Genomic DNA, 23,984 nt, shown 5'->3' with positions numbered 1-23,984 from the left:
GATGAGGTGGCACCGGCGGCATGCGCCGGTGCCAATTCGCATTCAGGATATCTTAGCGCCGTGCGAAGGCGCCGCTCGGCTCCTCGCCTTCCTTGCGCACCAGCGCGTCGACGCTGATCGGGCCGCCACCGGCCGCGGAGATGTAGAGGCAGGCGAAGCAGAACAGGATCGCCGCGGTGCCGCCGTTGAGCAGCGGCAGGAACACCGGCGAGCCGCTCTTGAACATGTGGCCCATGAAGTACGCGAAGGCCATTTCGCCCGACAGGACGAACGCCGAGATCCGCGTGAACAGGCCGATCATCAGCGCCGCGCCGAGCACGAGCTCGAGCGCGCCGGCCGCGTAGATCAGCGGCGGGATGTCGGCGAAGTAGGGGACCGCCGGAAACTTGAAGATCTTGGCGATGCCGTACTGAAGCAGCAGCAGGCCGGTGATGAAGCGAAACAGGCTCAGCAGAGCCGGTTGAAAGCGAGACAGTGAATTCATGATTTGCGCCCTTCCATCCAATTCCCGTGCGACTTGAATCGCATCCAGTTCCACCCTGCAAGACAGGGACCATCAATTTGCGCTGACATTTTCGTCATGACAGACAAAACACCGCAAGCGCAGCTTTGAGCCTTAGGATTTGCACATTTTGTTGCCGGAACACACGCATTCGCTGTCCGTAGTTCTCCGGTGACAACGGAGAGTGCAGGTTACCTCCGGTACACCTAGCGCCGCAAGGCGGGCACAACCAGAAAGGGAATCATCCCGAGCACCACGCTCGCAAGTGCGAAGGCGAGCAGCGGATTGTAGCTCTGGGTCGCGTCGTGGATCAGGCCGCCGCTCCAGGAGCCGAATGCCGAGCCGAGCCCGCTGCCGATCGAGATACTGCCGTAGATCGTACCGACGCGCTTGCCGCGGAAGATCTTCATCGCGGTGGCGGAGATCAGCGGTCCCCGCGAGCCCATCATGCTGCCGAAGCAGACGACGAAGCCGGTGAGCAGGACGGTGTTCGGATTGTACTGCAGCAGCCACAGCAGGAAAATGCCGAGAATCGAGATCGCGTAGCTCAGCAGCACCGAGGGCCTGCGGCCGATCAGGCCGTCGAGCGCGGAGACGCCGAGCATGCCGAACACCAGCACAACGCCGGAAAATCCCCAGGCTGTTGCCGCCTGCAAAGGCGGAAAGCCCGCATCGATCAGATAGGCGACGATCTGGGCCGCGATGGAGTACATGCCGACCGCGGTGAAGAAGAAGGTCGAGAACAACGCCCAGAATGCGTGATGACGCATGGCGCGCAAGAGCGTCCAGCCTTCGTCGACGAAATCGGGATCGGTCTTCTTGACGACATGCGGCGAGCCCGTGGCGAACATCCGCCACGGCAGCAGCAGCAAGGGAAGCAGCAGGCCGAGCGCGGCGAAGCCGAAGATCTCGTAGGTGCCGCGCCAGCCGATATGGTCGATCAGGATCTGCGAAATCGGCAGCAGCACGAGAACGCCGCCGCCCATCGCCGAATAGACCACCGACATCGCGGTCGGCAGGCGCGGGCCGAACCAGCGGCCGAGCAGGATCGAGTTCGGCACGATGCCGATGAAGGCGATGCCGACGCCGACGCAGAGGCCGATCGAGAGCTGGAACTGCCAGAGATAGTTTGCGTGCGCCGCGATCAGGAAGGCGGCGCCGAGCAAGAGCAGCCCGAGCGCATAGACGCTGCGCGGTCCGGAATGGTCGAACAGCCGTCCGACGAACGGCGCGGTGAGACCGCTTGCGAGCCAGGTCAGGGAATAGACCGAGACGATCTGCGCGCGATCCCAGCCAAAGCTTTCCGAGATCGGTTTCAGGAACACCGTAAAGCTGTCGCCGAGCCCGCGGCCGAGCACCGACAGCGTGAAGCAGAGCGCGAGCACGACGAGGGCAGTGCGCACATGCGCGCCCGACTGTGCCGCGGCATTTCCTCCGGCGTTTTCCTTATCCTTTTCCCTGGGCGTGTTCTGGTCCATTGCCCGTCAGGGAGCGCGTTTCCGCGCGCCCTGGCAAGCAGCGAAAAGCTCATGCGCCTATGCAGGCCTGAGGAGGACGTGCTTTTTCTTGCCTACAGAGACCTTTATTGCCCCATCTCTAAGGTCGGCCTGAGTGAGCGTTTTGGTAGCGCTCGTCACCGTCTCGTCGTTGATCTTCACACCTCGCGAATCAATGAGTCGACGGGCCTCGCCATTGGATTTGGCAAGCTTGGCAAGCTGAACAGCAACAATGACTGCCAAGCCATCTGGTCCAAACAGATACTTCTGCTCATGCTCAGGCATTAGCTCGGTCGGCAAGGTCTCTGCCGCCACGCCTTCCTCGAATGTTCGCCGCGCGGTCTCGGCCGCCTCATTTGCCGCGTCGCGGCCGTGCAGCAGCGCGGTCGCTTCCGTTGCGAGCACCTTCTTGGCCTCGTTGATCTCCGAGCCCTGCAGCGCCTCGAGCTTCCTGATCTCGCTCATCGGCAGCGTCGTGAACAGCTTTAAGAACTTGCCGACGTCGGCGTCCTCGGTGTTGCGCCAGTACTGCCAGAAATCATAGGGCGAGAACTGGTCGGCGTTGAGCCACACCGCGCCTTGTGCGGTCTTGCCCATCTTGGCGCCGGAGGCGGTCGTGAGCAGCGGCGTCGTCAGCGCGAAAAGCTGCGGCGAGCCCATGCGGCGGCCGAGATCGACGCCCATGATGATGTTGCCCCACTGGTCGGAGCCGCCCATCTGCAGCCGGCAGCCGGCGCGTTGCGAGAGCTGCACGAAGTCGTAGGCCTGGCAGACCATGTAGTTGAACTCGATGAAGCTCATCTCCTGCTCGCGCTCGAGGCGCAGCCGCACGGAGTCCATGGTCAGCATGCGGTTGACCGAAAAGTGCTTGCCGACGTCGCGCAGCATCTCGATCCAGTTCAGCTTGGTCAGCCACTCCGCATTGTCGAGCATCACGGCGTCGCTCGCACCGTCGCCGTAGCGCAGCACCTTGGCGAACACGCCGCGGATCGAGGCCTTGTTGGCCTCGATCTCGGCGATCGTGCGCATGGCGCGTGTCTCGTCCTTGCCGGAGGGGTCGCCGACCATGGTGGTGCCGCCGCCCATCAGCGTGATCGGCTTGTTGCCGGACTGCTGGAGCCAGTGCAGCATCATCATGGTCAGGAAGTTGCCGATATGCAGCGATGGGGCGGTGCAATCGTAGCCGACATAGGCCGTCGCCTCGCCCTTGGCGGCGAGCGCGTCCAGCCCCTCGAAATCGGAGCACTGGTGGACGAAACCCCGTTCCTGCAAAATATTGAGGAAATCCGATTTAAATGCACTCATCTGTCGGCGGCTCTGATCATTCTTATTTTACGGTAATTGCGGCCAGTCGCGGAACCCGGAAGGAACGGACTGCCGCGTCGCAGCGCGCTGTGGCATTATAAGATGTGCTTGTTTGATACAAGCCAGGCGTCGGGGTAGGAAGACGTCGAGGCTTACGGGATGATGTTGACCGCACTCGGTCTGATGAGCGGGACCTCGCTTGACGGGGTGGACGTTGCACTGATCGAAACGGATGGAAAGCAGATCAAGGCGTTCGGGCCGTCCGGCTACCGGCCTTACAGCAATGCCGAGCGCAGCCTGCTGCGCCGGGCGCTCACCGAGGCTGTCCATTTGCCGCGGCGCGATGCCCGGCCGGGGGTTCTGGCCGAGGCCGAGCGTGCGGTGACGCTGGCCCATGCCGAGGCGGTCGCCGCCTTCACCGCTCAGAACCGGATGAAGCCGGAGGAGATCGACATCGTCGGCTTCCACGGCCAGACCGTGCTGCACCGGCCCGAGCGGCGCTTGACGGTGCAGATCGGTGACGCGTTGGCACTGGCGAAGGCCATCCACATCCCGGTCATGCATGACTTCCGCGCTGCCGACGTCGAGGCCGGCGGGCAGGGCGCTCCCCTCGTGCCGGTCTACCACCGTGCGCTGGCGCAATCGCTGGAGCGCGAGGGGCCGATCGTCGTCGTCAATATCGGCGGCGTCTCCAACATCACCTATATCGACGGCAACGATACGCTGATCGCCTGCGACACCGGTCCCGGCAACGCGCTGCTCGACGATTTCATGTACCGGATCATGAACCAGGCGTTCGACGCGGAAGGAAAGTTCGCCGCGCTCGGCAAGGCCGACGAGGCCTGGATCACGCGGGCGCTGGAGCTTCCGTTCTTCGCACTGCCGCCGCCAAAATCGCTCGACCGCAACGATTTTGCCGCCTTGAAGCTTGGTGACGTGCAACCGGCCGATGGGGCTGCGACGCTCACCGCATTCACCGCGGCGGCGATCGCCCGGGTCATTCCGCTGCTGCCGCGGCGGCCGCGGAGCTGGATCATCTGCGGCGGCGGCGCACGCAACCTCACCATGCTGCGCATGCTGCGGGAGCGGGTAGGATCGGCGACGGTGCAGGCCGCCGAGACACTCGGCTGGGCCTCCGACGCCATCGAGGCGCAGGCCTTCGGTTTCCTGGCGGCGCGGGGCATGAAAGGCTTGCCGCTGTCCTACCCGGCCACCACGGGGGTGCCGATGCCGATGACCGGCGGGGTGATCGCAAGGCCTTAGATCACGGGTGGTTGATGCATATGCATTGACCTTGACGAATTAATGCAGATGCATCTATGTTGATGCGAATGCATTGACCCGTCAGGATCTCCGCCATGACCGCAGCCCTCAAACTGATCAGCCACAAGCTTTGCCCTTACGTACAGCGCGCCGTGATCGCGCTGACCGAGAAGGGCGTGCCGTTCGAGCGGGTCGACATCGATCTCGCCAACAAGCCCGACTGGTTCCTGAAGATATCGCCGCTCGGCAAGGTGCCCGTGCTGGTGGTCACGACCGCGCAAGGCGAGGTCGCGCTGTTCGAGAGCAACGTGATCTGCGAATACATCGAGGACACGCAGGGCGGCAGCAAGCTGCATCCGGCCGACGCGCTGAGGCGCGCCGAACACCGCGCCTGGATGGAGTTCGGCTCCGCGATCCTCGGCGATCTCTGGGGGCTCGAGACCACTACCGATCCCGCGACCTTCGACAGCAAGCGCCAGGCGATCGCCGGCAAATTCTCCCGCGTCGAGGCCGCGCTTGGCGCCGGCCCGTTCTTCGCCGGCGCACCGTTCAGCCTTGTCGACGCCGTGTTCGCGCCGATCTTTCGCTATTTCGACGTGTTCGATGAGCTCGCCGAGCTCGGCATCTTCAAGGATCTGCCGAAGGTCCGCGCCTGGCGCGCAGAGCTTGCAAGACGTCCGAGCGTTCGCACGGCGGTGAGCACCGACTATCCGCAATTGCTGCGCGCCTTCCTCGTGCGCCATGACGCGCATCTGTTGAAGCTTGCCGCGTGAAGCGCGCCTGTGATCGCCGGTGGCTAGGTGCACCCGTCGGCGAGCAGCAATCTGCTCGTCGTCGTCGCGTGGCGCACCTTGAACAGGTCTTGAATCTCGGGATCGCTCAAGAATGCTTCCGCATTATCGCGCTCTGGAAACTCGATGATGACGAGGCGTTCGGGGGCCCAGTCGCCTTCGATCGTCGTAGGCTGAACTCCGCGAACGATGTACTGGCCTGAGTGCTTGGCGATGAAGGCGGGGATTTCGGCGATGTATCTCTTGAAGCCGGCGAAATCGGTCACCGAGAGGTCGAGTACCAGATACGCCTTCATTCGTCGCCTCCCGAGCCGGCATCGGACCAGGACGACGCCTTCTACCGCTAGCTAGAGCTCCGCAGCCATCTTCGCCAGCGTCGCGACCGTGTTCATGTTGCGCGCAGTGCCGGTCTTGGCGGCTGGGATGACGAGCTTCGACGTCCCCATGCCATCACCGTAGTGGACGTAAATCTCGCGGCGGCCGAGGCGGACTTCCTCGTCCTTCCGGCCGCGGATGCCGGCGAGCGCGTCGGCCGGCGGAGGCTCGTCGAGGAAGATCGCGAGGGTGCGGTTGGGCGCGGCCTTGGGGAAGGGATTGTCGGCCGCGACCTGCGCCATCTCTCCTGCGCTGCGCACGAGCACGCCGACCGGCCCGCCGGCGTAGGCGTGCAGGCGCTTCTCAAGTGCTGTCTTGATCGCAGCTTCGGACTTGCGGCTGGTGAACACCACGTTGCCGCTGGCGATATAGGTGCGCACGGCGGTAAAGCCGAGCTCCTCGCACATCGTCTTGAGCTCGCTCATCGGCAGCTTGCCGGTGCCGCCGACATTGACGGCACGGAGCAAGGCGACGAACGAGCCCATGGACAACCTTTGGCGAGCGGCCTTTAGCGCACGTTGGCGAGCCGCATGTCGAGATAGGCGGTGATGGTCTCCATCAACGGCTCGAGCTTGCCGTCGAAGAAGTGGTTGGCGCCGGGGATGACCTGCTGGTCGATCACGATGCCCTTCTGCGTCTTCAGTTTCTCGACCAGTGTGTTGACGTCCTTGGGCGGCACCACCGCATCCTTTTCGCCGTGGACGATAAGCCCGGAGGACGGGCAGGGTGCAAGGAACGAGAAGTCATAAAGGTTGGCGGGCGGCGCGATCGAGATAAAGCCTTCGACCTCCGGACGGCGCATCAAAAGCTGCATGCCGATCCAGGCGCCGAAGGAGAAGCCGGCAACCCAGCAGGCCCGGGCTTCGGGATTGATGGTCTGTGCCCAGTCGAGCGCTGCGGCGGCATCGGACAATTCGCCGGTGCCATGATCGAAAGAGCCCTGGCTGCGGCCAACGCCACGGAAGTTGAAGCGCAGCACGGAGAAGCCGCGATGCGCGAAGGCGTAGTAGCACTGGTACACGATCTGATGATTCATCGTGCCGTGAAACTGCGGATGCGGATGCAGGATCATCGCGATCGGCGCGTTCTTCTGCTTGGCCGGATGGTAGCGGCCTTCGAGACGGCCTGCGGGGCCGGCGAAAATGACTTCAGGCATGACGATCTCTTGATTGATTCCCTAGAGATGATCCTCAGCAATCAACCGATTGTGGCGGCTTCACCGGCTGCAAAGCCGACAAAAACGCGAATGGGAGTGGAAGGGCGCCCTCGGATGATGCGCGAGTGGCGCGCGGGTGAACTGACGCGCGCCTTCTAACACGAGGCAAGGGTCAGAAAGCAAGCTTCTTCGACATCTCGCAATGCGCTCAAGAGCTTAGCGGGTCATCGCGGCGTCATGAGCGCCCTGCCGCACGCGGCGGTGTCGTCGCCAGGATCGAGCAAATCGACGACGAAAACCGGCGTTGAGGTCAGGCGTCTCCGTTAAACAATTGGAATCACGACGATTTATCGATCGCCGGGCGATCCCGGAGCGTTTCACGCAGGAGCCGTGCGACCTCCGAGCGAGGCAACTGCCGGCCGGTAACGCCGGCTGCCCTGGAGTGTTTGCCCGTTGTCGAAGGTGAGTTCGAAATCCCCTGACGGTTTCAGGTCCACGCCGCTCACCCGATCGAGATTGGCAAGCTTCGTCCGATGAACGCGAACGATGGCGAAGCGCGAGAGCTCGCTTTCGGCCATCGCGAGCGTACCCCGGATCAGGTGCTGACGGCCGTCGGCAAGACTGTATTCGATGTAGTTGCCGGCGGAGGCGACCCAGACGATGTCGCGCGGCGCGAGGCGAATGCGGCTTGCGCCGTCCCGCAGCCAGATCAGATCGGGGGCAGGCGGCTGTCGCGGGTCGGCAGCTTTGGCACCCAGTGTGGCCCTTTTCTGCTCACGCAGGCTCTCGAATAGCCAGATCGTTCCCCCGATCAGGAGGGCAGCCACGGCATCCTTGCGAAACTCGTATGAGATCGTCGCGAACGAGACGTGGAAATCGTAGGCGCCTCCGGCGAGCCAGAGCACGAGCTTCCTGATCCAGACCATGCCGGTAATGTGAAGGGTCGAGAAGCCGAGCAGGGCGAGCGCTCCGATTCCCAAGCGGACGACGAGCCCCGGGCTCCGGCGCATGCGCCGGACGGCCAGCACCAGGAGCGGGATGGTCAGCAGGACGACGGCGATGCTGGACATCTCCCAGAACAGCCGCCGGCCGACATCGTAGCTGTCGCCGCGCCAGGCGGCATCCTGCGCGCCGGAAAGCGCGTTCACGATTCCGATCGCGAATGCGACGGCTGCGATCGCGCCGAACATCGTCCAGTCGCCGCCGCTGATCCCAAAAAGCCCACCGCTCGCCCCAGGGCGCGGCGCCTCATCCCGCGTGTCGCGATTCCGGTCCCAAACCGGCTCGACGCGCTCGGCTTGTGGGGCATTTTCGGTGTCAGCCATGGCCAAAGAACCGTGCTTGGCGTCCCGTCAAGGAGCAGAAATCCATGTCAACACCACAGCAACTCTCGACCTCGGAACGGCGCATCGATCTGGATTGGGTGCGGATTGGCGCCTTCGGGCTCCTGATCTTCTACCACGTCGGCATGCTCTACGTGTCCTGGGGATTTCACATCAAGAGCGTCTACAGGCTGACCCTGCTCGAGCCGTTGATGCTGATCCTCAATCCCTGGCGGCTCTCGCTTCTGTTCCTGGTTTCCGGGGTTGCGACGAGGTTCATGCTCGGCAAGTACCGCCTCGGATCGTTCGTCGGCGCGCGGTCGGCGCGGCTGCTGATCCCGCTGATCTTCGGCATGCTGGTGATCGTGCCGCCGCAGTCCTACCTCCAGATCGTCGAAGGCCTCGGCTATCCGGACGGATTCGTCGACTTCTACGTCCATCACTATCTCGCCTTCGGGGCCCAGTTCTGTCCGAACCCTTGCATCGTCCAACCGACCTGGAACCATCTCTGGTTCGTGGTTTACCTGTGGGTCTACACGATCGCGCTGGCCGGCGTGCTCTGGCTGTGGCCGGCCCTGACCGACCGGCTCAGTGCGAAGCTTGCCGCTCTGCTCACAGGGCCCGGACTCCTGATCCTGCCGTGTCTGCTGTTCGCGGCTTGGCGCCTGTTCCTGTTCCCGGTCTTTCCCTCCACGCATGCGCTGTTTGGCGACTGGTACAACCACGCGGACTATGCGACGGCATTCCTGATCGGCTTCCTGCTGGCGAAGCAGGTTGGCGTCTGGTCCGAGATTGAACGCCAGCGCTGGGCGACGCTGGCACTCGCGGCCGCTTGCTTCCTCATCTTCATCCTGCTGTTCGCGGGCCTGCTCGCGCCGTCGCCGCTGCTGAAGAAGTGCGCCAGCATCGCCTATGGCTGCTATCAGTGGCTCGCAATGGCTGCGGTGCTCGGTTTCGCACGGCGGCACTTCACGGCCGACGGACCCGTGCGCCGCTATCTCACGGACGCGATCTTCCCGTACTACATCGTGCATCAGACCGCGATCATCCTGATCGCGCATGCATTGCGCGGCAGCGGATTCTCGGTTGGGGTCGAGGCCTCCATCGTGATCCTCGGCACCGCGCTTACATGTGCGGCCACCTATGAGATCGTGCGGCGCATCGTCTGGCTGCGGCCGCTGTTCGGATTGCGGACTGGGTTCCGCCGCCCGGCCGGGATCGCGCAGCAGCCGGCCTGATGCGGGCGGGGTCTCGATTGGCGCGATGGCAAAAGGTGTGCTAAGAGGGCGGCATGCCGACCCGCGTCTATCTCGACTGGAATGCGACCACGCCGCTGCGCCCCGAGGCGCGGGCGGCGATGGTCGCCGCCTATGACCTGGTCGGCAATCCGTCCTCGGTCCATGCCGAGGGGCGGGAGGCGCGGCGGCTGATCGAGGCGGCCCGTGCCGCGCTTGCGAGCGCGGTTGGCGGCCTGCCGCGCAACGTCATCTTCACCTCGGCGGGAACCGAGGCCAATGCGCTGGCGCTGTCGCCGGGTCTAAAGGGGCCCTCTGGCGGCCCGGTGGAACGGCTTCTGGTGTCCGCCGTCGAGCACGCCTCCGTGCTGGCAGGCGGGAGGTTTCCGGCCGATGCCATCACTCAGATCCGGGTGACGCGGTCGGGCGTCGTGGATCTCGACCACCTCAAGGCGCTGCTCGGCTCCGCGCCGCCAGCGCTGGTGTCGATCATGGCCGCCAACAACGAGACTGGCGCGCTCCAGCCGGTGGCGGAGGCGGCGCGGATCGTCCATGAGGCGGGCGGGCTTCTGCATGTCGACGCGATCCAGGCGCTTGGAAAAATTACATTTGATATCAAGAAGGTAGGCGCTGATCTTGCCACTTTCTCTGCACACAAGATCGGCGGCCCCAAGGGTATCGGCGCGCTGGTCGTGGCCGAGGGTGTGACGGGGCTCGAACCGGTGCTGCGCGGTGGCGGGCAGGAACTCGGCCGCCGGGCAGGAACCGAGAACGTCGCCGGCATCGCCGGCTTTGGCGCGGCGGTGAGCGCGGCCGTTCAGGCTCTGGCGGAGGATGCGGAGCGGCTCCGAAGCTTCCGGAATCGCTTAGAAAACGGTCTGCGAACCGTGCCGGGCACGATGATCTTCTCGGAGGACGTTGGGCGGTTGCCGAATACCACCCTGTTTACCGCGCCGGGGTTGAAGGCCGAGACCGCCGTGATCGGCTTCGACCTCGAAGGAATCGCCGTATCCTCGGGCTCGGCCTGTTCGTCGGGGAAAGTACAGCCGTCCCACGTGCTTTCCGCCATGGGATTCGACCCCAAAACGGCCCAGGGAGCGGTGCGCCTCAGTCTGGGCTGGTCCACGCAGGAGGCGGACATCAATCGGGCCCTTGAGGCTTGGCGAAAGCTCGGTAATGCCCTACTTAAGGGATAAGCGACGAAACACGGCTTGAATGGTTCTAAGCCCGTGCTTTCCGCACAGAAACATCGTAATAGTCGTTCGAGTTTGATCCACCGCGGTCCTTGAAACCGCGAGCGGAGGATGGAATGCCAGCCGTACAAGAGACGGTCGAGCGCGTGAAGCGCATCGACGTCGACCAGTATCGTTATGGGTTTGAGACCCTGATCGACTCCGAGAAGGCCCCGAAGGGTCTGTCGGAAGACATCGTAAAATTCATCTCAGGAAAGAAGAACGAGCCCGCCTGGATGCTCCAGTGGCGGCTCGAGGCCTATCGGCGCTGGCTCACCATGACCGAGCCGACCTGGGCGCGCGTCGAGTACCCCAAGATCGATTTCCAGGACATCTACTATTACGCGGCGCCGAAGCCGAAGAAGAGTGTCTCCTCGCTGGACGAGATCGATCCGGAGATTCTCAAGACCTACGAGAAGCTTGGCATTCCCCTGCGCGAGGTGGCGATGCTCGAAGGCGTCGAGCCGAAGCCCGGTGAGGAGGATCCTGCCCGGCGCAAGATCGCGGTCGACGCGGTCTTCGACTCGGTCTCGGTTGCGACCACCTTCAAGGCGGAGCTGAAGAAGGCCGGCGTGATCTTCATGCCGATCTCGGAGGCGATCCGCGAGCATCCCGAGCTCGTGCAGAAATATCTCGGCTCCGTGGTGCCGACCTCTGACAATTTCTACGCGACGCTGAATTCGGCCGTGTTCTCCGACGGCTCATTCGTCTACGTGCCGCCGGGCGTGCGCTGCCCGATGGAGCTGTCGACCTATTTCCGCATCAACGAGCGCAACACCGGCCAGTTCGAGCGCACGCTGATCATCGCCGACAAGGGCTCCTACGTCTCCTATCTCGAAGGCTGCACCGCGCCGCAGCGCGACGAGAACCAGCTGCACGCCGCCGTGGTCGAGCTCGTCGCGCTCGACGACGCCGAGATCAAATATTCGACGGTCCAGAACTGGTACCCCGGCAACTCGGAAGGCAAGGGCGGCATCTACAATTTCGTCACCAAGCGTGGCGACTGCCGCGGCAACAACTCCAAGATCTCCTGGACCCAGGTCGAGACCGGCTCGGCCATCACCTGGAAATATCCGAGCTGCATCCTGCGCGGCGACAATTCGAGCGGCGAGTTCTACTCGATCGCGATCTCGAACGGCTATCAGCAGGTCGATAGCGGCACCAAGATGATCCACCTCGGCAAGAACACGTCGAGCCGGATCATCTCCAAGGGCATCGCGGCGGGCAAGTCGCAGAACACCTATCGCGGTCTCGTCACGGCGCATCGGAAAGCGACCGGCGCGCGCAACTTCACCGCCTGCGACTCGCTGCTCATTGGCGACAAATGCGGCGCGCACACCGTGCCGTATATCGAGGCCAAGAACTCCTCGGCCACCTTCGAGCACGAGGCGACGACCTCGAAAATCTCCGAGGACGTGCTGTTCTACTGCATCCAGCGCGGCCTCAGCCAAGAGGAAGCCGTCGGCCTCGTCGTCAACGGCTTTGTGAAGGACGTGCTCCAGCAACTCCCGATGGAGTTCGCAGTGGAAGCGCAGAAGCTGATCTCGATCTCGCTTGAAGGGTCGGTCGGTTAATTGCCGACCCTCGCGGCGCGCTTCGGCGCTCCCTGGATCATTTGAATAGACTGGAAACCAATATGGCTTTGCTTGAAGTGAAAGATTTGAAGGTTCGTGTCGAGGAGCGTGAGATCCTCCACGGGCTGACGCTGACCGTGAACGAAGGCGAGGTGCACGCGATCATGGGGCCGAACGGCTCCGGCAAGTCGACGCTCTCCCACGTCATCGCCGGCAAGCCCGGCTATGAGGTCACCGACGGCCAGATCCTGTTCAAGGGCGAGGATCTTCTCGAGATGGATCCGGAAGAGCGTGCCGCCAAGGGCGTGTTCCTGGCGTTCCAGTACCCGGTCGAGATTCCCGGCGTTGCCACCATGAACTTCCTGCGCACCGCGCTGAACGCGCAGCGCAAGGCGCGCGGCGAGGAAGAATACTCGACGCCGGATTTTCTCAGGAAGGTCCGCGAGGTCTCGAAGTCGCTGAACATCCCGCAGGACATGCTCAAGCGCGGCGTCAATGTCGGCTTCTCCGGCGGCGAGAAGAAGCGCAACGAGGTGCTCCAGATGGCGCTATTCGAGCCGAGCCTGTGCATCCTCGACGAGATGGATTCGGGCCTCGACATCGACGCGCTGCGGATCGCGGCCGACGGCGTCAACGCGCTGCGCTCGCCCAAGCGCGCGATGGTGGTGATCACCCACTATCAGCGCCTCCTGAACTACATCGTGCCGGATTTCGTGCACGTCATGTCGAAGGGCCGCGTCGTGAAGAGCGGCGACAAGCAACTGGCGCTGGAGCTGGAGGAGTCCGGCTACGCCCAGTTCGAGGACGCGGCGTAAGGGATTTTGCGATGAACGTTGCTTTGGTCAAGACCGGGAGCGGCCGCGCGGTGAGCGATCTCTTCACCAGCGCCGAAGGCCGGCTGCCCGGTTCGCCCGCGGTCACAGCGGTGCGCCGCCAGGCCTTCGAGACCTATGAGCGTCTCGGCCTGCCGCACCGCCGGCTCGAGGAGTGGAAATACACCGACCTGCGCGCGCTCGTCGGCGAGGTGCTGCCGCTTGCGGCCGCCCCGGACGCGGTGGCGCTGTCGCGCGCGGCCGAAGCCGTAAAGGCGCATGCGTTTGCCGGCGCCCGCAAGCTGGTGCTGGTCGACGGCGTGTTCGCGGCGGACCTGTCGGATGTGAAGGCGCTTGCGTCCGAGGTCAGCGTCAAGACGCTGCGCGAAACGCTGGAGAAGGAGTCCGGCGATTTGCTCGCGACCGTCTCGACGGACGCAATGATCTCGCTGAATGCGGCGATGGCGACCGACGGTGTCGTGCTGTCGATCGCGGACGGCGTGCAGCTTTCCGCTCCGATCCAGATCATCCACGTCGCGACCGCAGCGTCTGCATCAGCCTTCACCCGCTCGCAGTTGCGGATCGGCAATCGCGTCCGCGCCACCATCATCGAGAGCTTTGTCGCGGCTGGCGCTGCGGCCTATCAGGTCAACGACGCCGTGCTCCTGACGGTCGGCGACGGCGCCGATGTCGCGCATATCCGCCTGATGGACGATGCACCTGACGCCGTGAACATCACCTCCGAGATCGTCACGGTCGGCGCCAACACAAAGCTCAATTTCTTCAACATGACGACCGGCGGCGCCGTGAGCCGCCTGCAAGGCTTCATTACGCTGGCAGGCGAGGGCAGCGAGCTCGCGGTCAATGGCGTGAACCTCCTGAAGAAGACCGAGCATGGCGACACGACGCTGGTCGTCGACCACGCCGTGCCCCATTGCACGAGCCGCGAAATCTTCCGCGCCGTGATCGATGACCGCGCGCATTCGGTGTTCCAGGGCCGCATCATCGTCCGTCCCGACGCGCAGAAGACCGACGGCAAGATGATGACGCGGGCGCTGTTGCTCTCGGACGAGGCCGAGGCCGACAACAAGCCCGAGCTCGAGATCTTTGCCGACGACGTCTCCTGCGGCCACGGCGCCACTGCCGGCGCGCTGGATGACAGCCTGCTGTTCTATCTGCGCGCCCGTGGGCTGCCCGAGAAGGACGCCCAGGCGCTGCTGATCCAGGCCTTCGTCGGTGAGGCGATCGAGCAGATTGCCGATGATGATTTGCGTGAGCACGTGATCGGCATTGCCGAGCGCTGGCTGGAGCGGCGGTCATGAGCACGCATCCGGCGGTCCTGAACGGTTCTTATGACGTCGCGCGGGTGCGCGAGGATTTTCCGGCGCTCGCCATGCAGGTCTACGGCAAGCCGCTGGTCTATCTCGACAACGCGGCCTCCGCACAGAAGCCGCAATCCGTGCTCGACCGCATGACGCAGGCCTATACGAGCGAATATGCCAATGTGCATCGCGGCCTGCACTACCTCGCCAATGCCGCGACGGAAGCCTATGAGGGCGGCCGCGCCAAGGTCGCGCAGTTCATCAACGCGCCGCGACCTGAGGAAGTGATTTTCACTCGCAACGCGACGGAGGCGATCAACCTCGTCGCCTCGTCCTGGGGCGAGCCCAACATCAAAGAGGGCGACGAGATCGTCATCTCGATCATGGAGCACCACTCCAACATCGTGCCCTGGCATTTCCTGAGGGAACGCCACGGCGCGGTGATCAAATGGGCGCCGGTCGATGATGAAGGCAATTTCCTGATCGACGAGTTCGAGAAGCTCTTGACCGCGAAGACCAAGCTGGTCGCGATCACGCAGATGTCGAACGCGCTCGGCACCATCGTGCCGGTCAAGGATGTGGTGAAGATCGCGCATGCGCGTGGCATTCCCGTGCTGGTCGACGGCAGCCAGGGCGCCGTGCATCTGCCGGTCGACGTCCAGGACATCGGCTGCGACTTCTACGTCTTCACCGGCCACAAGGTGTACGGGCCGACCGGCATCGGCGTGCTCTGGGCCAAGTACGATCACCTCGTCGCGATGCGTCCCTATAATGGCGGCGGCGAGATGATCCGCGAGGTCTCCCGCGACATCGTCACCTATGGCGATCCCCCGCACAAGTTCGAGGCCGGCACGCCCGCGATCGTCGAGGCGGTCGGGATTGGCGCGGCCATCGACTACGTCAACTCGATCGGCAAGGAGCGTATCGCCGCCCACGAGCACGATCTCCTCACCTATGCCCAGGACCGCCTGCGCGAGATCAACTCGCTGCGGCTGATCGGCACCGCCCGCGGCAAGGGCCCGGTGATCTCCTTCGAGCTGAAGGGCGCGCATGCCCACGACGTCGCCACCGTGATCGACCGCCAGGGCATCGCGGTACGCGCCGGCACCCATTGTGTCATGCCGCTTTTAGAGCGGTTCAACGTGACCGCGACGTGCCGGGCATCCTTCGGCATGTATAATACAAGGGACGAAGTCGACCATCTTGCACAGGCGCTTTTGAAGGCGCGGGATTTGTTCGCATGAGTGACACGGCCGAAATCAAAGCCAATCCGATGGAAACGCAGTCGGCGCTGCCGCCGGAGGAGACCGAGCGTCTGACGCACGAGATCGTCGCCGGGCTCAAGACCGTATTCGATCCGGAGATCCCGGCCGACATCTACGAGCTCGGCCTGATCTACAAGGTCGAGATCAAGGACGACCGCTCCGTCGATGTCCTGATGACGCTGACGACGCCGAATTGCCCGGCTGCAGGCGAGCTGCCGACCATGGTCGAGAATGCGGTTGCCAGTGTTCCCGGCGTCGGCGTGGTCGACGTCAAGGTCGTCTGGGAGCCGGCCTGGACGCCGGAACGCATGAGTGACGAGGCGCGCCTCGTGCTCAACATGTGGTGACACCAATCAGGCTCTTGCACATCCGGCATTGAACTTGCTCCGCAACGGACCACATGACTGACATGACCCAGGCAACACCAGCATCCACTCCCAAGCCCCGGCGTCCGCGCCCGCAGGTGATGAGGCTGACGGATGCCGCCGCGCAGCGCATCTCCGAGCTGACGCAGCGTGCGGACTCGGAGATCGTGGGCCTGCGCGTCGGCGTCAAGAACGGCGGCTGCGCCGGGCAGTCCTACACCGTCGAATACGCCCATGAGATCCGCCCGACCGACGAGGTCGTCGAGGACAAGGGCGTCAAGATCCTGGTCGATCCCAAGGCCGTGCTGTTCCTGCTCGGCACCGAGATGGACTACAAGGCCGACAAGATGCAGGCCCAGTTCGTCTTCAACAACCCCAACCAGATCTCCGCGTGTGGCTGCGGCGAGTCGGTCGAGCTGCGGCCGGCCAAGGTTGAGGGGTAGTTTCTTTCCTTACGTTCTCTTGTCCCGGACGCGCTGCAGCGCGCTTGCGCTGCTGCGCAGAGCCGGGACCCACGTTATAGTCCGCGGTGCAAACGACTGGGCCCCGGCTCTGCAGCGCATCGTTGCACGCTGCGCTGCGTCCGGGGCACGAGAGTGCCCATGGACCGCGAATTCCTGATCGACCTGTTCGCCGATTTCGGCCCCGTCACCATCCGCCCGATGTTTTCCGGCTATGGAATCTCTGCCGACGGCACCAATTTCGCGTTGGCCTTGCGCGCTGGGCTGTTCTTTCGCGCCGATGAAGTCACCATCCCGGGCTATGAGGCCGAGGGCTCGGGGCCCTTCGAGTACCAGACGCGTGCCAAGACGGTGACGGTGAATTCCTACTGGCAATTGCCCGCGCGCCTGTTCGACGATTCCGACGAGCTTGCCGAGTGGGCGAGGGCCGCGCTCGCCGCCGCCCAGCGCGCCAAGGTCAAGAAGCGACCCAAGCCAAAGAAGGTGGCGAAGAAGGCCGCCAAGCCTGCGAAGAAGCCTGCTGCCAAGAAGCCAATCGCTAAGAAGCCAGTCGCCAAGAAAGCAGTGCGTAGGGTGGGCAAAGCGAAGCGTGCCCACCGCTCAAGATAGCGATTGGAGAGATGGTGGGCACGGCGCTGCGCGCCTTTGCCCACCCTACGGCAGCTCGCCAGACGCCTAAGCCACCTGGCCGCGCCTCTCGATGCTATACTCAGGATCGGCCTCGCAGATCACGCGGTTGCGGCCGTTGCGCTTGGCGGCGTAGAGGCAGGTATCCGCGCGCTCGATCAGGGAGTCCGTGTCGTCGCTCGGCTTCAGCATGGAGACGCCGACCGAGATCGTGACGCGGCCGAGAATCTCACCGGTCGATTTCTTCTTCAATTCCTTCGCCATCACCGCGCGGCGGATGTGGTCGGCGACCGTCAGCGCCTGGCGCAGCGCGGTGTTGGGCAGCACCACCGCGAACTCCTCGCCGCCATAGCGCGCGGTGATGTCCTGGCCCTTGATGGTCTGCTTCAGAGACAGGCCGACGAGCCGCAGCACCTGGTCGCCGGTGAGGTGGCCGTAGGAATCGTTGAACGACTTGAAGTGGTCGATGTCGAACAACAGCAGCGACAGCGGCTCGCCGCTTGCGAGCGCGTTCTGCACGGCCATGCCGATCATGCGATCGAAATATTTGCGGTTGCCAAGGCCGGTGAGGGGATCGGTGAGGCTCTCGGCGCGGATCGCCTCGAGGCTCTGCTGGAGGTTGCTGATCTCGTTCGTGGACAAGGTCAGCCGGTCCTCCAGCGCCTTGTTGGTCTCGCGCATGTCGCGCGTCGCATGGAGCAGCGTATCGACGATTGCCTTGATCTGGTCACGGTCCTTGGCCGTCGACAGCTGCGTGGCGGCGCCCGACAGGCTCGCGTCATAGGAGGCCGACATGCCGAGCGCGTCGCTGAGCACCTTCATCACGTCGTCGATCTCGCCGATGACGCGCGCGCCGACCTTGTCGATGCGGTCGGTGGTCTTGATGTGGGAGAGATAGGTCTCGTAGATCTGCTCGAGATCGGCTTCGGTCAGCTTGCCGTTGCGCGCCAGCGTCTCGTTGATGATCTTGTTCAACGGGGCGTTGTAGCCGGTGGCGTAGACGTACCAGATCTCGTAGTTGCGGGGAATTGCGGTCTGCTTAAGCGATCGGATCTGACCGAGCGCTACCTCGGCGAACGCCATCGTGCGTTCGTGTTCATCGAGCACCTTGACCACGGAACATCCCCACGGCAGCCGGTGCGCCTCCGACTGCGGCAATACTTAAATTATGGTCTGAAGCTAAAGAACGATTCTGAACGGCCGGTAAACGACCGTTTCCTGGAGCATGATCCGGACCCCAAGGGCCGCGATAGCGCAAGGTGTGCCGCGGTTTTCCCTCGCGACAAACGCGGGACGCGTTTGCGCGGGGATCATGCTCAGACAAACAGCCTAAAGCGCAGCGCGCTTTACGCGCCGGCGGGGGACCGGACCGGCCGCAGCAGAAACGCCGGCAGATGCGAATGGTCGCCGGGCTCGCTATCGGCCTCGCGCTGCTGACGGCGCGGCTCGGGCCGGCCGATCGAGGGCACATGCGAATTATTGGCCTGCTGGCGCGAGCCGTTGCGGGGGTCGGGGGCGTGCCTTGCTTCGCGCGCAGGCTTTGGCTCGCGCGCAGGCTTTGGCTCGCGTGAAGGCTTTGGCTCGCGTGCTGGCCTCGCTTCCGCTGCTGGCCTTGCGTCCGAGGCGTGCCGCGCGTCACCGCGCTGCTCATGGCCGCGACGCGACTTGCCGCGACCGCCGCGGGACCGCTCCCGGCCGCGCGGCTCGCGCGAACGCTCGGTTGGCTCGGCGGACTCGCTGTGGACCTCGAACTCGCCTTCGGCGCGCGGAATGTTCTGGCCGATTAGCTTTTCGATCGCGGCCATCGACTTCTGGTCGAGCGGCGTCACGATCGAGATCGCGGTACCGGTGCGGCCGGCGCGCCCCGTACGGCCGATGCGGTGAACGTAATCGTCGGGATGATGGGGGACGTCGAAATTGAAGACGTGGCTGACTTCGGGGATATCGAGCCCGCGGGCGGCGACGTCGGAGGCGACCAGCAGCGGCAACTCGCCTTTGCGGAACTGATCCAGCGCCGCCATGCGGGCCGGCTGGTCCATGTCGCCGTGCAGCGCACCGACGCTGAAGCCGTGCTTCTGGAGCGATTTGTGAACGATCGCGACCTCGCGCTTGCGATTGCAGAAGATGATCGCGTTCTTGAGATCCTTGGCCTCGCGCAGCAGGCGGCGAAGCAGTTCCCGCTTCTCATGCGCCTCGCGTCCGGCCGGAACCTGGGACTGCGTGACGGTCACGGCGGTGGTGGCGGGCTTGGAAACTTCGATCTTCTGCGGATTGTGCAGGAAGGCCTCGGTGATGCGCCGGATCTCCGGCGGCATGGTCGCGGTGAAGAACAGTGTCTGCCGCGTGAAGGGGACGAGCTTGCAGATGCGCTCGATGTCGGGAATGAAGCCCATGTCCAGCATGCGGTCGGCTTCGTCGATGACGAGCAGCTCGACGCCGGTGAGCAGGAGACCGCCGCGCTCGGTATGGTCGAGCAGGCGGCCGGGGGTCGCGATCAGCACGTCGACGCCGCGCATCAGCTTGGCATCCTGGTCGCCGAACGAGACGCCGCCGATGAGGAGGGCGACGTTGAGCTTCTGGCCGGCGCCGTAGCGGTCGAAGTTCTCCTTGACCTGGGCGGCGAGCTCGCGGGTCGGCTCGAGGATCAGGGTGCGCGGCATGCGCGCCCGGGCGCGACCCTTTTCGAGGATGGTGAGCATCGGCAGCACGAAGGCCGCGGTCTTGCCGGTGCCGGTCTGGGCGATGCCGAGCACGTCCTTGCGTGCGAGGACGTGGGGGATCGCCTGTTCCTGAATGGGGGTGGGGTTGGTGTAACCGGTGGCCGCCACTGCGGCGAGGACTTTTTCGGATAGTCCGAGATTTGAAAAGGACATTGAGCCTCTAGTCGAAACCGCCGTTCGGAATCGAGGGTAATAAGGCTGTCGCGCTCCACCCCGAAACGGCGCGCTCTCAAAGAAGCTGGGGGTGCTGACTTACGCGAGGTTTGCGCGAACATAGCGCCAAGCTCAGGAATCGCGTTTCGATACCGAGCCGCGTTGCCCGGAACATAGGGGGGAATCGGCCAAAGTCAATGGAGCGGACGCGGGAAGGCTCTAAAAAGCCTAGCGTTTTTGCTCAAATTGCGGGCGAATTTGGGCTTTTCGCCCGGTCACCGGCCGGGCGACCGGGACCGAGGTCAAGGAGGCGGTTAACGCTTCTCGGCCGCCTGGGCCCGGAAATCGCCCGGTGCCAGCCCGTAGGCCGCGTTGAAGACCCGGTAGTAGGTCGCAAGGCTCTCGAAACCGCAGGCGGTGGCGACGTCGGCAATCAGCCGCTCCGGCGCCTCGCGCAGGAGGCGGCGGCTTTGCGCCAGGCGCTGCTCGGTCACGGTCTGGGAGAAGCTCTTCTCGGCCATTTCGAACAGCATGTGGAGGTGGCGCAGGGACACCCCGAGCCAGTCGGCGACCATCGCCGGGGACAAGCGGGGATCGTTCAGGTGGCGGACGATCAGGCGGCGCGCCAGCGAGAGGCGGCCGACCCGGAGCGCGTATTGTCCGCGGCGGCCCCCGGGCCTGACGATGCCGCGCTCGATCAAGGCGAGACAGGCCAGCGCCTCCACCAGCGGCTTGGTGTGCGCAGCCTCCTCTTCGCCTGCGAATTCGCCGAGCTCGGCAAAGGCGGCATCGAGCAGGGGCGCCAGCGCAGGGGCGCCGAACGGCTTTGGCGTGAGGTCGCGAACACGCCTGTCCTGTGCGGGGATGCCAGCCACCGGGATCTTCAGGATCCTCAGATGGAAGCCGGCGGCGCCGAGCGGCGCGGTGCGATAGGGCAGGTCGGTATGGCTGGTGGCAAACCTGCCATTTTCGATCGCAAAGTCATTGCTGCGCATGCCGCCGAACCAGCCGCCGCCGCCAAGCTGCTGGTAGACGCAGATGCTGTCGCTGGCCGCGTCCGCAATGTCGGCCTTGCTGCGCTCGACCTGGTAGGGCGAGGCCTTGAGCTCGACGAGGCCGGCCCCGCCAACCTGCTGCAGCGAGAACTCGCCGAAGAAATCCGCGCGCTGCTCCCGCGCGAGTTCCGCAGTGACGCCGAACAGCCCCTTGGCGCGTACCTCCCGCCAATAGTCGAAGCGGTCCTGCGGCTCGACCTCGTCGGTACACCAGCGATACACGGAAGTCCCTCGGGTGGGTAATGCGGCCTAAGCAAGAGCAGATTCCGCTCGAACCGGCCATAGGACAGATCGCGCGGGGGCATCCCGCTGGGCGCTTGCCTCGCCCTCTTGAACCCCTGCCATGGCTCGGCCGACTATGACATCAGCGGCCGCAGGAACGCCTAGGGCAATTCTTCCTGCAAACGGGGATTTTTCGATGACGCGCAGGCTTCTCTCGGTTTTGGCGGCCCTTGGCATCGCCGCCAGTCTGACGGCGCTCGCCGCCCCCGCGCATGCCGAAAAGCGCGTCGCGCTCGTGATCGGCAATAACGACTACAGGAACGTTCCGAAGCTACTCAAGGCCGTCAACGACGCCCGCACCATGGGCGATACGCTGAAGCAGCTCGGCTTCTCCGTGATGGTGGCCGAGAACCAGAGCCGCCAGCAGTTCACCGAGACGCTGCTTGCCTTCGACAGGGCGATCGAGCCCGGCGACACCGCGTTCTTCTTCTATGCCGGCCACGGTTTCGAGATCGCCGGCCAGAACTATCTGCTGCCAACCGACGTGCCGGCGGCGACCGAAGGCCAGGAAGAGCTGGTGCGCGATTCCTCGATCCTCGCCGACCGCATCATCGAGCGGCTCCAGAACAAGAAGGCGCGCACCTCGATCCTGGTATTCGACGCCTGCCGCAACAATCCGTTCGAGCGGACCGGCACGCGTGCGGTCGCCGGCGGCGGCGGACTCGCGCCGATGATGCAATTGCCCGAAGGCGTGTTCTCGGTGTTCTCCGCCGGCCCGCGCCAGACCGCGCTCGATCGTTTGTCGAACGATGATGCCAATCCCAATTCGGTGTTCACGCGCACCTTCGCCAAGGAGCTGTTGCAGCCTGGCGAGAACCTCGTGCAGGTGGCGCAGCATACGCGGCGGCTCGTCAGCGAGATGGCCGACACCGTCAAGCACAAGCAGGTGCCGGTCTATTTCGATCAGATGGTCGACGACGTCTTCTTGACCGGCGCCGCAAAGGCCGCTGCCGACGCCGCGGCGCGGCCGGCCGATCCGCCGCAGAAGGTCGCGGCGCTGCCGCCGGTTTCGGTGCCGCGCGTGGCGAGGGAGGAGGCCACCAACGCGCCGATCGCGAGCTTCTCGCGCCACAACGGCGGCTGGACCGTTACGTTCTCCTTCGCAGATCCCACCCTCGGCATTTCCTGGCGGATGGCGGGCAACGGCGACTTCCGCGAGACCGGCTTCATCGACACGCTCGACCCGCGCACCCGCAAGCGACTGCCGAACCCGTCGATCGAGCTGCCGCCGGACGCGCAGGCCGGCACCATCGAGGTCCGCTACGTCGATGCCTCCGGCGACATGCAGGGTCCGTTCCCGATCAAGTTCGAACCCGAGGCGGCGCTGCTCCGCGACCAGCGCAAGATCCTCGACATGACCGCGACGAGCTGGCTGTCGTTCCGCGAGTTCAACGGGCTGCTCGTTTATTACACGCACCTCGTGTCCTACCGCTGCGCCATCCGCGAGGTCCGCATCGGCATCGACACCGCGGTTCCCAACCAGGTGCTGAAGATGCCTGCTTGCGACATGCGCGACCCCACCGCGATCTCCGCCGGCATGCCGCTCTACATGAAGCTCGCGCCGGCGACGCAGGTCGTTTCGGTGGAGCTGACCTATCGCGACGGCAGCGTCTCGGAGATCAAGAGTTTCAGGACCGCGAACCGCAGCAACAATTGAGCGGCTCGATTGAGCGATCATGCTGTCTTCGGGCAGCCCATGCTCTGCCGCACCGTTGAGCCATGCGGTGAGTTTTCAGATGGGCGCTGTCAGGTACCGCGAGTAGATATCCGCGCGTCTGTCTGTCGCGAGCCCGACATAGCTTCGATAGCGAGCAACGTCATCAATGTCGATTTCCGCGCGTACGATGTCCTCGTCCTCCGAGGTAGACTGCGCGAGAATCTTGCCGTCCGGCGCAACGATGACGCTACGGCCCATAAAGGCGCAATTGCCCTGCGTGCCGGCGCGGTTGCAACTAAGGAAGAAGACGCCATTCTCGGTCGCGCGCGTGTAGGCGCGGTGCGTGAATATCTGCTCATCTTCCAGGGGTTTGTCTTGTGGGCGGAACGATGCCCAAATATTCGTGACGATCTGCGCGCCTTGCAGCATCAGTGCTCGCGTCAATTCCGGAAACCGGATGTCATAGCAAATCTGCATGCCAATCGGCCCCAACATCGTCTGCTGCACCGAGATGCTCTCGCCGGCGACGAAGTATAGCTTTTCCAGATGCCAGCGATGAATCTTGGAGTAGGTGCCGAGCACGCCGTGAGGGCCGATCAGGACCGATGCGTTATACATCACACCCTGCTGCACCGGGTGACGGAGGGCAAGCCCGGCGACAACATGGAGGCTGTGCTCACGGGCGAGGTCGCACAGCGACGTGATGAAGGGTCCGTTCTCGGGTTCGGCGGCCTGGAATAATCGGAAGGCATATTGTTCGGCTCCGCCGGATTCCGGGCTGAAAGGGGCGCCGGGCGTCAGCGGCTCCACGTATCCCGTGTTCGCCAACTCAGGGAATACGATCAACTGCGCGCCTGCCTTTGCCTCCGATCGTATCACGGCCTGCATTCGCTCGAGATTCGACGCCGGCTCCAGCACTTGGACGTCAAATTGGATCAAGCTCACGTTTACCTTGCTGGTCATCGCTTGTCCGTTCTCCTGTCGCGGGCCCGGCGATCCGCGCCTGTCGCGCTC

General features: G+C 64.2%; 23 protein-coding genes. 12 read left to right on the top strand and 11 right to left on the bottom strand.

The window, feature by feature from the left end; translation table 11 throughout:
* Positions 1 to 52: 52 nt before the first annotated feature.
* From NLM33_RS06865 to tyrS, 3 genes are all read right to left on the bottom strand, one after another.
* A complete protein-coding gene (locus NLM33_RS06865; RefSeq protein WP_254095352.1) occupies positions 53 to 484 on the bottom strand; it encodes a DoxX family protein in 432 nt (143 codons plus the stop codon).
* Between the two features lie 224 nt (positions 485 to 708).
* Complete coding sequence (locus tag NLM33_RS06860) at positions 709 to 1,980, bottom strand: MFS transporter (protein ID WP_254095351.1); 1,272 nt, start codon at positions 1,978 to 1,980, stop codon at positions 709 to 711.
* Between the two features lie 57 nt (positions 1,981 to 2,037).
* Positions 2,038 to 3,303 (bottom strand): tyrosine--tRNA ligase, encoded by a 1,266-nt coding sequence (gene tyrS / locus NLM33_RS06855; RefSeq protein ID WP_254095350.1) that lies wholly within the window; start codon positions 3,301 to 3,303, stop codon positions 2,038 to 2,040.
* A 159-nt stretch (positions 3,304 to 3,462) separates the two neighbouring features.
* Between tyrS and NLM33_RS06850 the strand changes: the two genes are divergently transcribed.
* A complete protein-coding gene (locus NLM33_RS06850; RefSeq protein ID WP_254095349.1) occupies positions 3,463 to 4,566 on the top strand; it encodes an anhydro-N-acetylmuramic acid kinase in 1,104 nt (367 codons plus the stop codon).
* Positions 4,567 to 4,661: 95 nt separating this feature from the next.
* The gene (locus NLM33_RS06845) at positions 4,662 to 5,339 is read left to right on the top strand and encodes a glutathione S-transferase family protein (protein WP_254095348.1); all 678 of its coding nucleotides are present in this window, start codon (positions 4,662 to 4,664) and stop codon (positions 5,337 to 5,339) included.
* A gap of 23 nt (positions 5,340 to 5,362) precedes the next feature.
* Here NLM33_RS06845 and NLM33_RS06840 read toward each other — a convergent pair whose 3' ends face one another.
* The 4 genes from NLM33_RS06840 to NLM33_RS06825 form a co-directional block, all read right to left on the bottom strand.
* The gene (locus tag NLM33_RS06840) at positions 5,363 to 5,653 is read right to left on the bottom strand and encodes a DUF1330 domain-containing protein (protein ID WP_254095347.1); all 291 of its coding nucleotides are present in this window, start codon (positions 5,651 to 5,653) and stop codon (positions 5,363 to 5,365) included.
* Between the two features lie 51 nt (positions 5,654 to 5,704).
* Positions 5,705 to 6,217 (bottom strand): DUF1697 domain-containing protein, encoded by a 513-nt coding sequence (locus tag NLM33_RS06835; RefSeq protein ID WP_254095346.1) that lies wholly within the window; start codon positions 6,215 to 6,217, stop codon positions 5,705 to 5,707.
* Positions 6,218 to 6,240: 23 nt separating this feature from the next.
* On the bottom strand, positions 6,241 to 6,888 hold the full coding sequence (locus NLM33_RS06830) for an alpha/beta hydrolase (protein WP_027524593.1): 648 nt from the start codon (positions 6,886 to 6,888) through the stop codon (positions 6,241 to 6,243).
* A gap of 377 nt (positions 6,889 to 7,265) precedes the next feature.
* The gene (locus tag NLM33_RS06825) at positions 7,266 to 8,213 is read right to left on the bottom strand and encodes a LytTR family DNA-binding domain-containing protein (RefSeq protein ID WP_254095345.1); all 948 of its coding nucleotides are present in this window, start codon (positions 8,211 to 8,213) and stop codon (positions 7,266 to 7,268) included.
* A 44-nt stretch (positions 8,214 to 8,257) separates the two neighbouring features.
* On the opposite strand from NLM33_RS06825, the gene NLM33_RS06820 reads away from it, so the two are divergent.
* From NLM33_RS06820 to NLM33_RS06780, 9 genes are all read left to right on the top strand, one after another.
* A complete protein-coding gene (locus tag NLM33_RS06820; protein WP_254095344.1) occupies positions 8,258 to 9,448 on the top strand; it encodes an acyltransferase family protein in 1,191 nt (396 codons plus the stop codon).
* Between the two features lie 53 nt (positions 9,449 to 9,501).
* The gene (locus NLM33_RS06815; protein ID WP_254095343.1) at positions 9,502 to 10,641 is read left to right on the top strand and encodes a cysteine desulfurase family protein; all 1,140 of its coding nucleotides are present in this window, start codon (positions 9,502 to 9,504) and stop codon (positions 10,639 to 10,641) included.
* Between the two features lie 113 nt (positions 10,642 to 10,754).
* Positions 10,755 to 12,251 carry a Fe-S cluster assembly protein SufB gene (gene sufB, locus NLM33_RS06810; RefSeq protein WP_254095342.1) on the top strand — a complete coding sequence of 499 codons (1,497 nt, stop codon included), beginning with the start codon at positions 10,755 to 10,757 and terminating at the stop codon, positions 12,249 to 12,251.
* A gap of 62 nt (positions 12,252 to 12,313) precedes the next feature.
* Positions 12,314 to 13,066: a Fe-S cluster assembly ATPase SufC gene (gene sufC, locus NLM33_RS06805; RefSeq protein WP_254095341.1), complete on the top strand. Its 753-nt coding sequence runs from the start codon at positions 12,314 to 12,316 to the stop codon at positions 13,064 to 13,066.
* Between the two features lie 11 nt (positions 13,067 to 13,077).
* Positions 13,078 to 14,385, top strand: coding sequence for a Fe-S cluster assembly protein SufD (gene sufD / locus NLM33_RS06800; RefSeq protein ID WP_254095340.1), 1,308 nt, complete (start codon positions 13,078 to 13,080; stop codon positions 14,383 to 14,385).
* Entirely contained in the window at positions 14,382 to 15,629 is a 1,248-nt protein-coding gene (locus tag NLM33_RS06795) for a cysteine desulfurase (protein WP_254095339.1), read from the top strand. The genes sufD and NLM33_RS06795 overlap by 4 nt, the downstream gene beginning before the upstream one ends.
* Positions 15,626 to 15,997: an SUF system Fe-S cluster assembly protein gene (locus NLM33_RS06790; RefSeq protein WP_254095338.1), complete on the top strand. Its 372-nt coding sequence runs from the start codon at positions 15,626 to 15,628 to the stop codon at positions 15,995 to 15,997. Before NLM33_RS06795 ends, NLM33_RS06790 begins: the two co-directional genes overlap by 4 nt.
* A 53-nt stretch (positions 15,998 to 16,050) precedes the next feature.
* The gene (locus NLM33_RS06785; RefSeq protein ID WP_254095337.1) at positions 16,051 to 16,458 is read left to right on the top strand and encodes an iron-sulfur cluster assembly accessory protein; all 408 of its coding nucleotides are present in this window, start codon (positions 16,051 to 16,053) and stop codon (positions 16,456 to 16,458) included.
* A gap of 159 nt (positions 16,459 to 16,617) precedes the next feature.
* A complete protein-coding gene (locus tag NLM33_RS06780) occupies positions 16,618 to 17,085 on the top strand; it encodes a TfoX/Sxy family protein (RefSeq protein ID WP_254095336.1) in 468 nt (155 codons plus the stop codon).
* Positions 17,086 to 17,151: 66 nt separating this feature from the next.
* Here the strand turns inward: NLM33_RS06780 and NLM33_RS06775 are convergent, their stop codons facing one another.
* The 3 genes from NLM33_RS06775 to NLM33_RS06765 all read right to left on the bottom strand — a co-directional run bounded on the left by NLM33_RS06775 (position 17,152) and on the right by NLM33_RS06765 (position 21,253).
* Complete coding sequence (locus tag NLM33_RS06775) at positions 17,152 to 18,219, bottom strand: GGDEF domain-containing protein (RefSeq protein WP_254095335.1); 1,068 nt, start codon at positions 18,217 to 18,219, stop codon at positions 17,152 to 17,154.
* Between the two features lie 230 nt (positions 18,220 to 18,449).
* Entirely contained in the window at positions 18,450 to 19,976 is a 1,527-nt protein-coding gene (locus tag NLM33_RS06770) for a DEAD/DEAH box helicase (protein ID WP_254095334.1), read from the bottom strand.
* A gap of 314 nt (positions 19,977 to 20,290) precedes the next feature.
* The gene (locus NLM33_RS06765; protein WP_254095333.1) at positions 20,291 to 21,253 is read right to left on the bottom strand and encodes a helix-turn-helix domain-containing protein; all 963 of its coding nucleotides are present in this window, start codon (positions 21,251 to 21,253) and stop codon (positions 20,291 to 20,293) included.
* Between the two features lie 196 nt (positions 21,254 to 21,449).
* Between NLM33_RS06765 and NLM33_RS06760 the strand changes: the two genes are divergently transcribed.
* Complete coding sequence (locus NLM33_RS06760) at positions 21,450 to 22,970, top strand: caspase family protein (protein ID WP_254095332.1); 1,521 nt, start codon at positions 21,450 to 21,452, stop codon at positions 22,968 to 22,970.
* 75 nt (positions 22,971 to 23,045) lie between these two features.
* Here the strand turns inward: NLM33_RS06760 and NLM33_RS06755 are convergent, their stop codons facing one another.
* Positions 23,046 to 23,933: a carbon-nitrogen hydrolase family protein gene (locus tag NLM33_RS06755; protein ID WP_254095331.1), complete on the bottom strand. Its 888-nt coding sequence runs from the start codon at positions 23,931 to 23,933 to the stop codon at positions 23,046 to 23,048.
* Positions 23,934 to 23,984 lie beyond the last annotated feature (51 nt).

The sequence above is a fragment of the Bradyrhizobium sp. CCGUVB1N3 genome (assembly GCF_024199925.1).
GTDB lineage: Bacteria > Pseudomonadota > Alphaproteobacteria > Rhizobiales > Xanthobacteraceae > Bradyrhizobium.
Note: the sequence above shows the minus strand (reverse complement) of the source record. Positions and strands in the feature narration are given on the sequence as shown.

Excerpts from the sequence above, each read along its gene's own strand:
- NLM33_RS06840 (WP_254095347.1), bottom strand. The coding sequence starts at position 5,653 with ATGAAGGCGTATCTGGTACTCGACCTCTCGGTGACCGATTTCGCCGGC.
- NLM33_RS06850 (WP_254095349.1), top strand. The coding sequence starts at position 3,463 with ATGATGTTGACCGCACTCGGTCTGATGAGCGGGACCTCGCTTGACGGG.
- NLM33_RS06770 (WP_254095334.1), bottom strand. The coding sequence starts at position 19,976 with ATGTCCTTTTCAAATCTCGGACTATCCGAAAAAGTCCTCGCCGCAGTG.
- tyrS (WP_254095350.1), bottom strand. The coding sequence starts at position 3,303 with ATGAGTGCATTTAAATCGGATTTCCTCAATATTTTGCAGGAACGGGGT.
- NLM33_RS06790 (WP_254095338.1), top strand. The coding sequence starts at position 15,626 with ATGAGTGACACGGCCGAAATCAAAGCCAATCCGATGGAAACGCAGTCG.
- NLM33_RS06835 (WP_254095346.1), bottom strand. The coding sequence starts at position 6,217 with ATGGGCTCGTTCGTCGCCTTGCTCCGTGCCGTCAATGTCGGCGGCACC.
- sufD (WP_254095340.1), top strand. The coding sequence starts at position 13,078 with ATGAACGTTGCTTTGGTCAAGACCGGGAGCGGCCGCGCGGTGAGCGAT.
- NLM33_RS06845 (WP_254095348.1), top strand. The coding sequence starts at position 4,662 with ATGACCGCAGCCCTCAAACTGATCAGCCACAAGCTTTGCCCTTACGTA.
- NLM33_RS06825 (WP_254095345.1), bottom strand. The coding sequence starts at position 8,213 with ATGGCTGACACCGAAAATGCCCCACAAGCCGAGCGCGTCGAGCCGGTT.
- NLM33_RS06780 (WP_254095336.1), top strand. The coding sequence starts at position 16,618 with ATGGACCGCGAATTCCTGATCGACCTGTTCGCCGATTTCGGCCCCGTC.
- NLM33_RS06860 (WP_254095351.1), bottom strand. The coding sequence starts at position 1,980 with ATGGACCAGAACACGCCCAGGGAAAAGGATAAGGAAAACGCCGGAGGA.
- NLM33_RS06785 (WP_254095337.1), top strand. The coding sequence starts at position 16,051 with ATGACTGACATGACCCAGGCAACACCAGCATCCACTCCCAAGCCCCGG.
- sufC (WP_254095341.1), top strand. The coding sequence starts at position 12,314 with ATGGCTTTGCTTGAAGTGAAAGATTTGAAGGTTCGTGTCGAGGAGCGT.
- NLM33_RS06795 (WP_254095339.1), top strand. The coding sequence starts at position 14,382 with ATGAGCACGCATCCGGCGGTCCTGAACGGTTCTTATGACGTCGCGCGG.
- NLM33_RS06865 (WP_254095352.1), bottom strand. The coding sequence starts at position 484 with ATGAATTCACTGTCTCGCTTTCAACCGGCTCTGCTGAGCCTGTTTCGC.
- sufB (WP_254095342.1), top strand. The coding sequence starts at position 10,755 with ATGCCAGCCGTACAAGAGACGGTCGAGCGCGTGAAGCGCATCGACGTC.
- NLM33_RS06830 (WP_027524593.1), bottom strand. The coding sequence starts at position 6,888 with ATGCCTGAAGTCATTTTCGCCGGCCCCGCAGGCCGTCTCGAAGGCCGC.
- NLM33_RS06820 (WP_254095344.1), top strand. The coding sequence starts at position 8,258 with ATGTCAACACCACAGCAACTCTCGACCTCGGAACGGCGCATCGATCTG.
- NLM33_RS06760 (WP_254095332.1), top strand. The coding sequence starts at position 21,450 with ATGACGCGCAGGCTTCTCTCGGTTTTGGCGGCCCTTGGCATCGCCGCC.
- NLM33_RS06755 (WP_254095331.1), bottom strand. The coding sequence starts at position 23,933 with ATGACCAGCAAGGTAAACGTGAGCTTGATCCAATTTGACGTCCAAGTG.
- NLM33_RS06815 (WP_254095343.1), top strand. The coding sequence starts at position 9,502 with ATGCCGACCCGCGTCTATCTCGACTGGAATGCGACCACGCCGCTGCGC.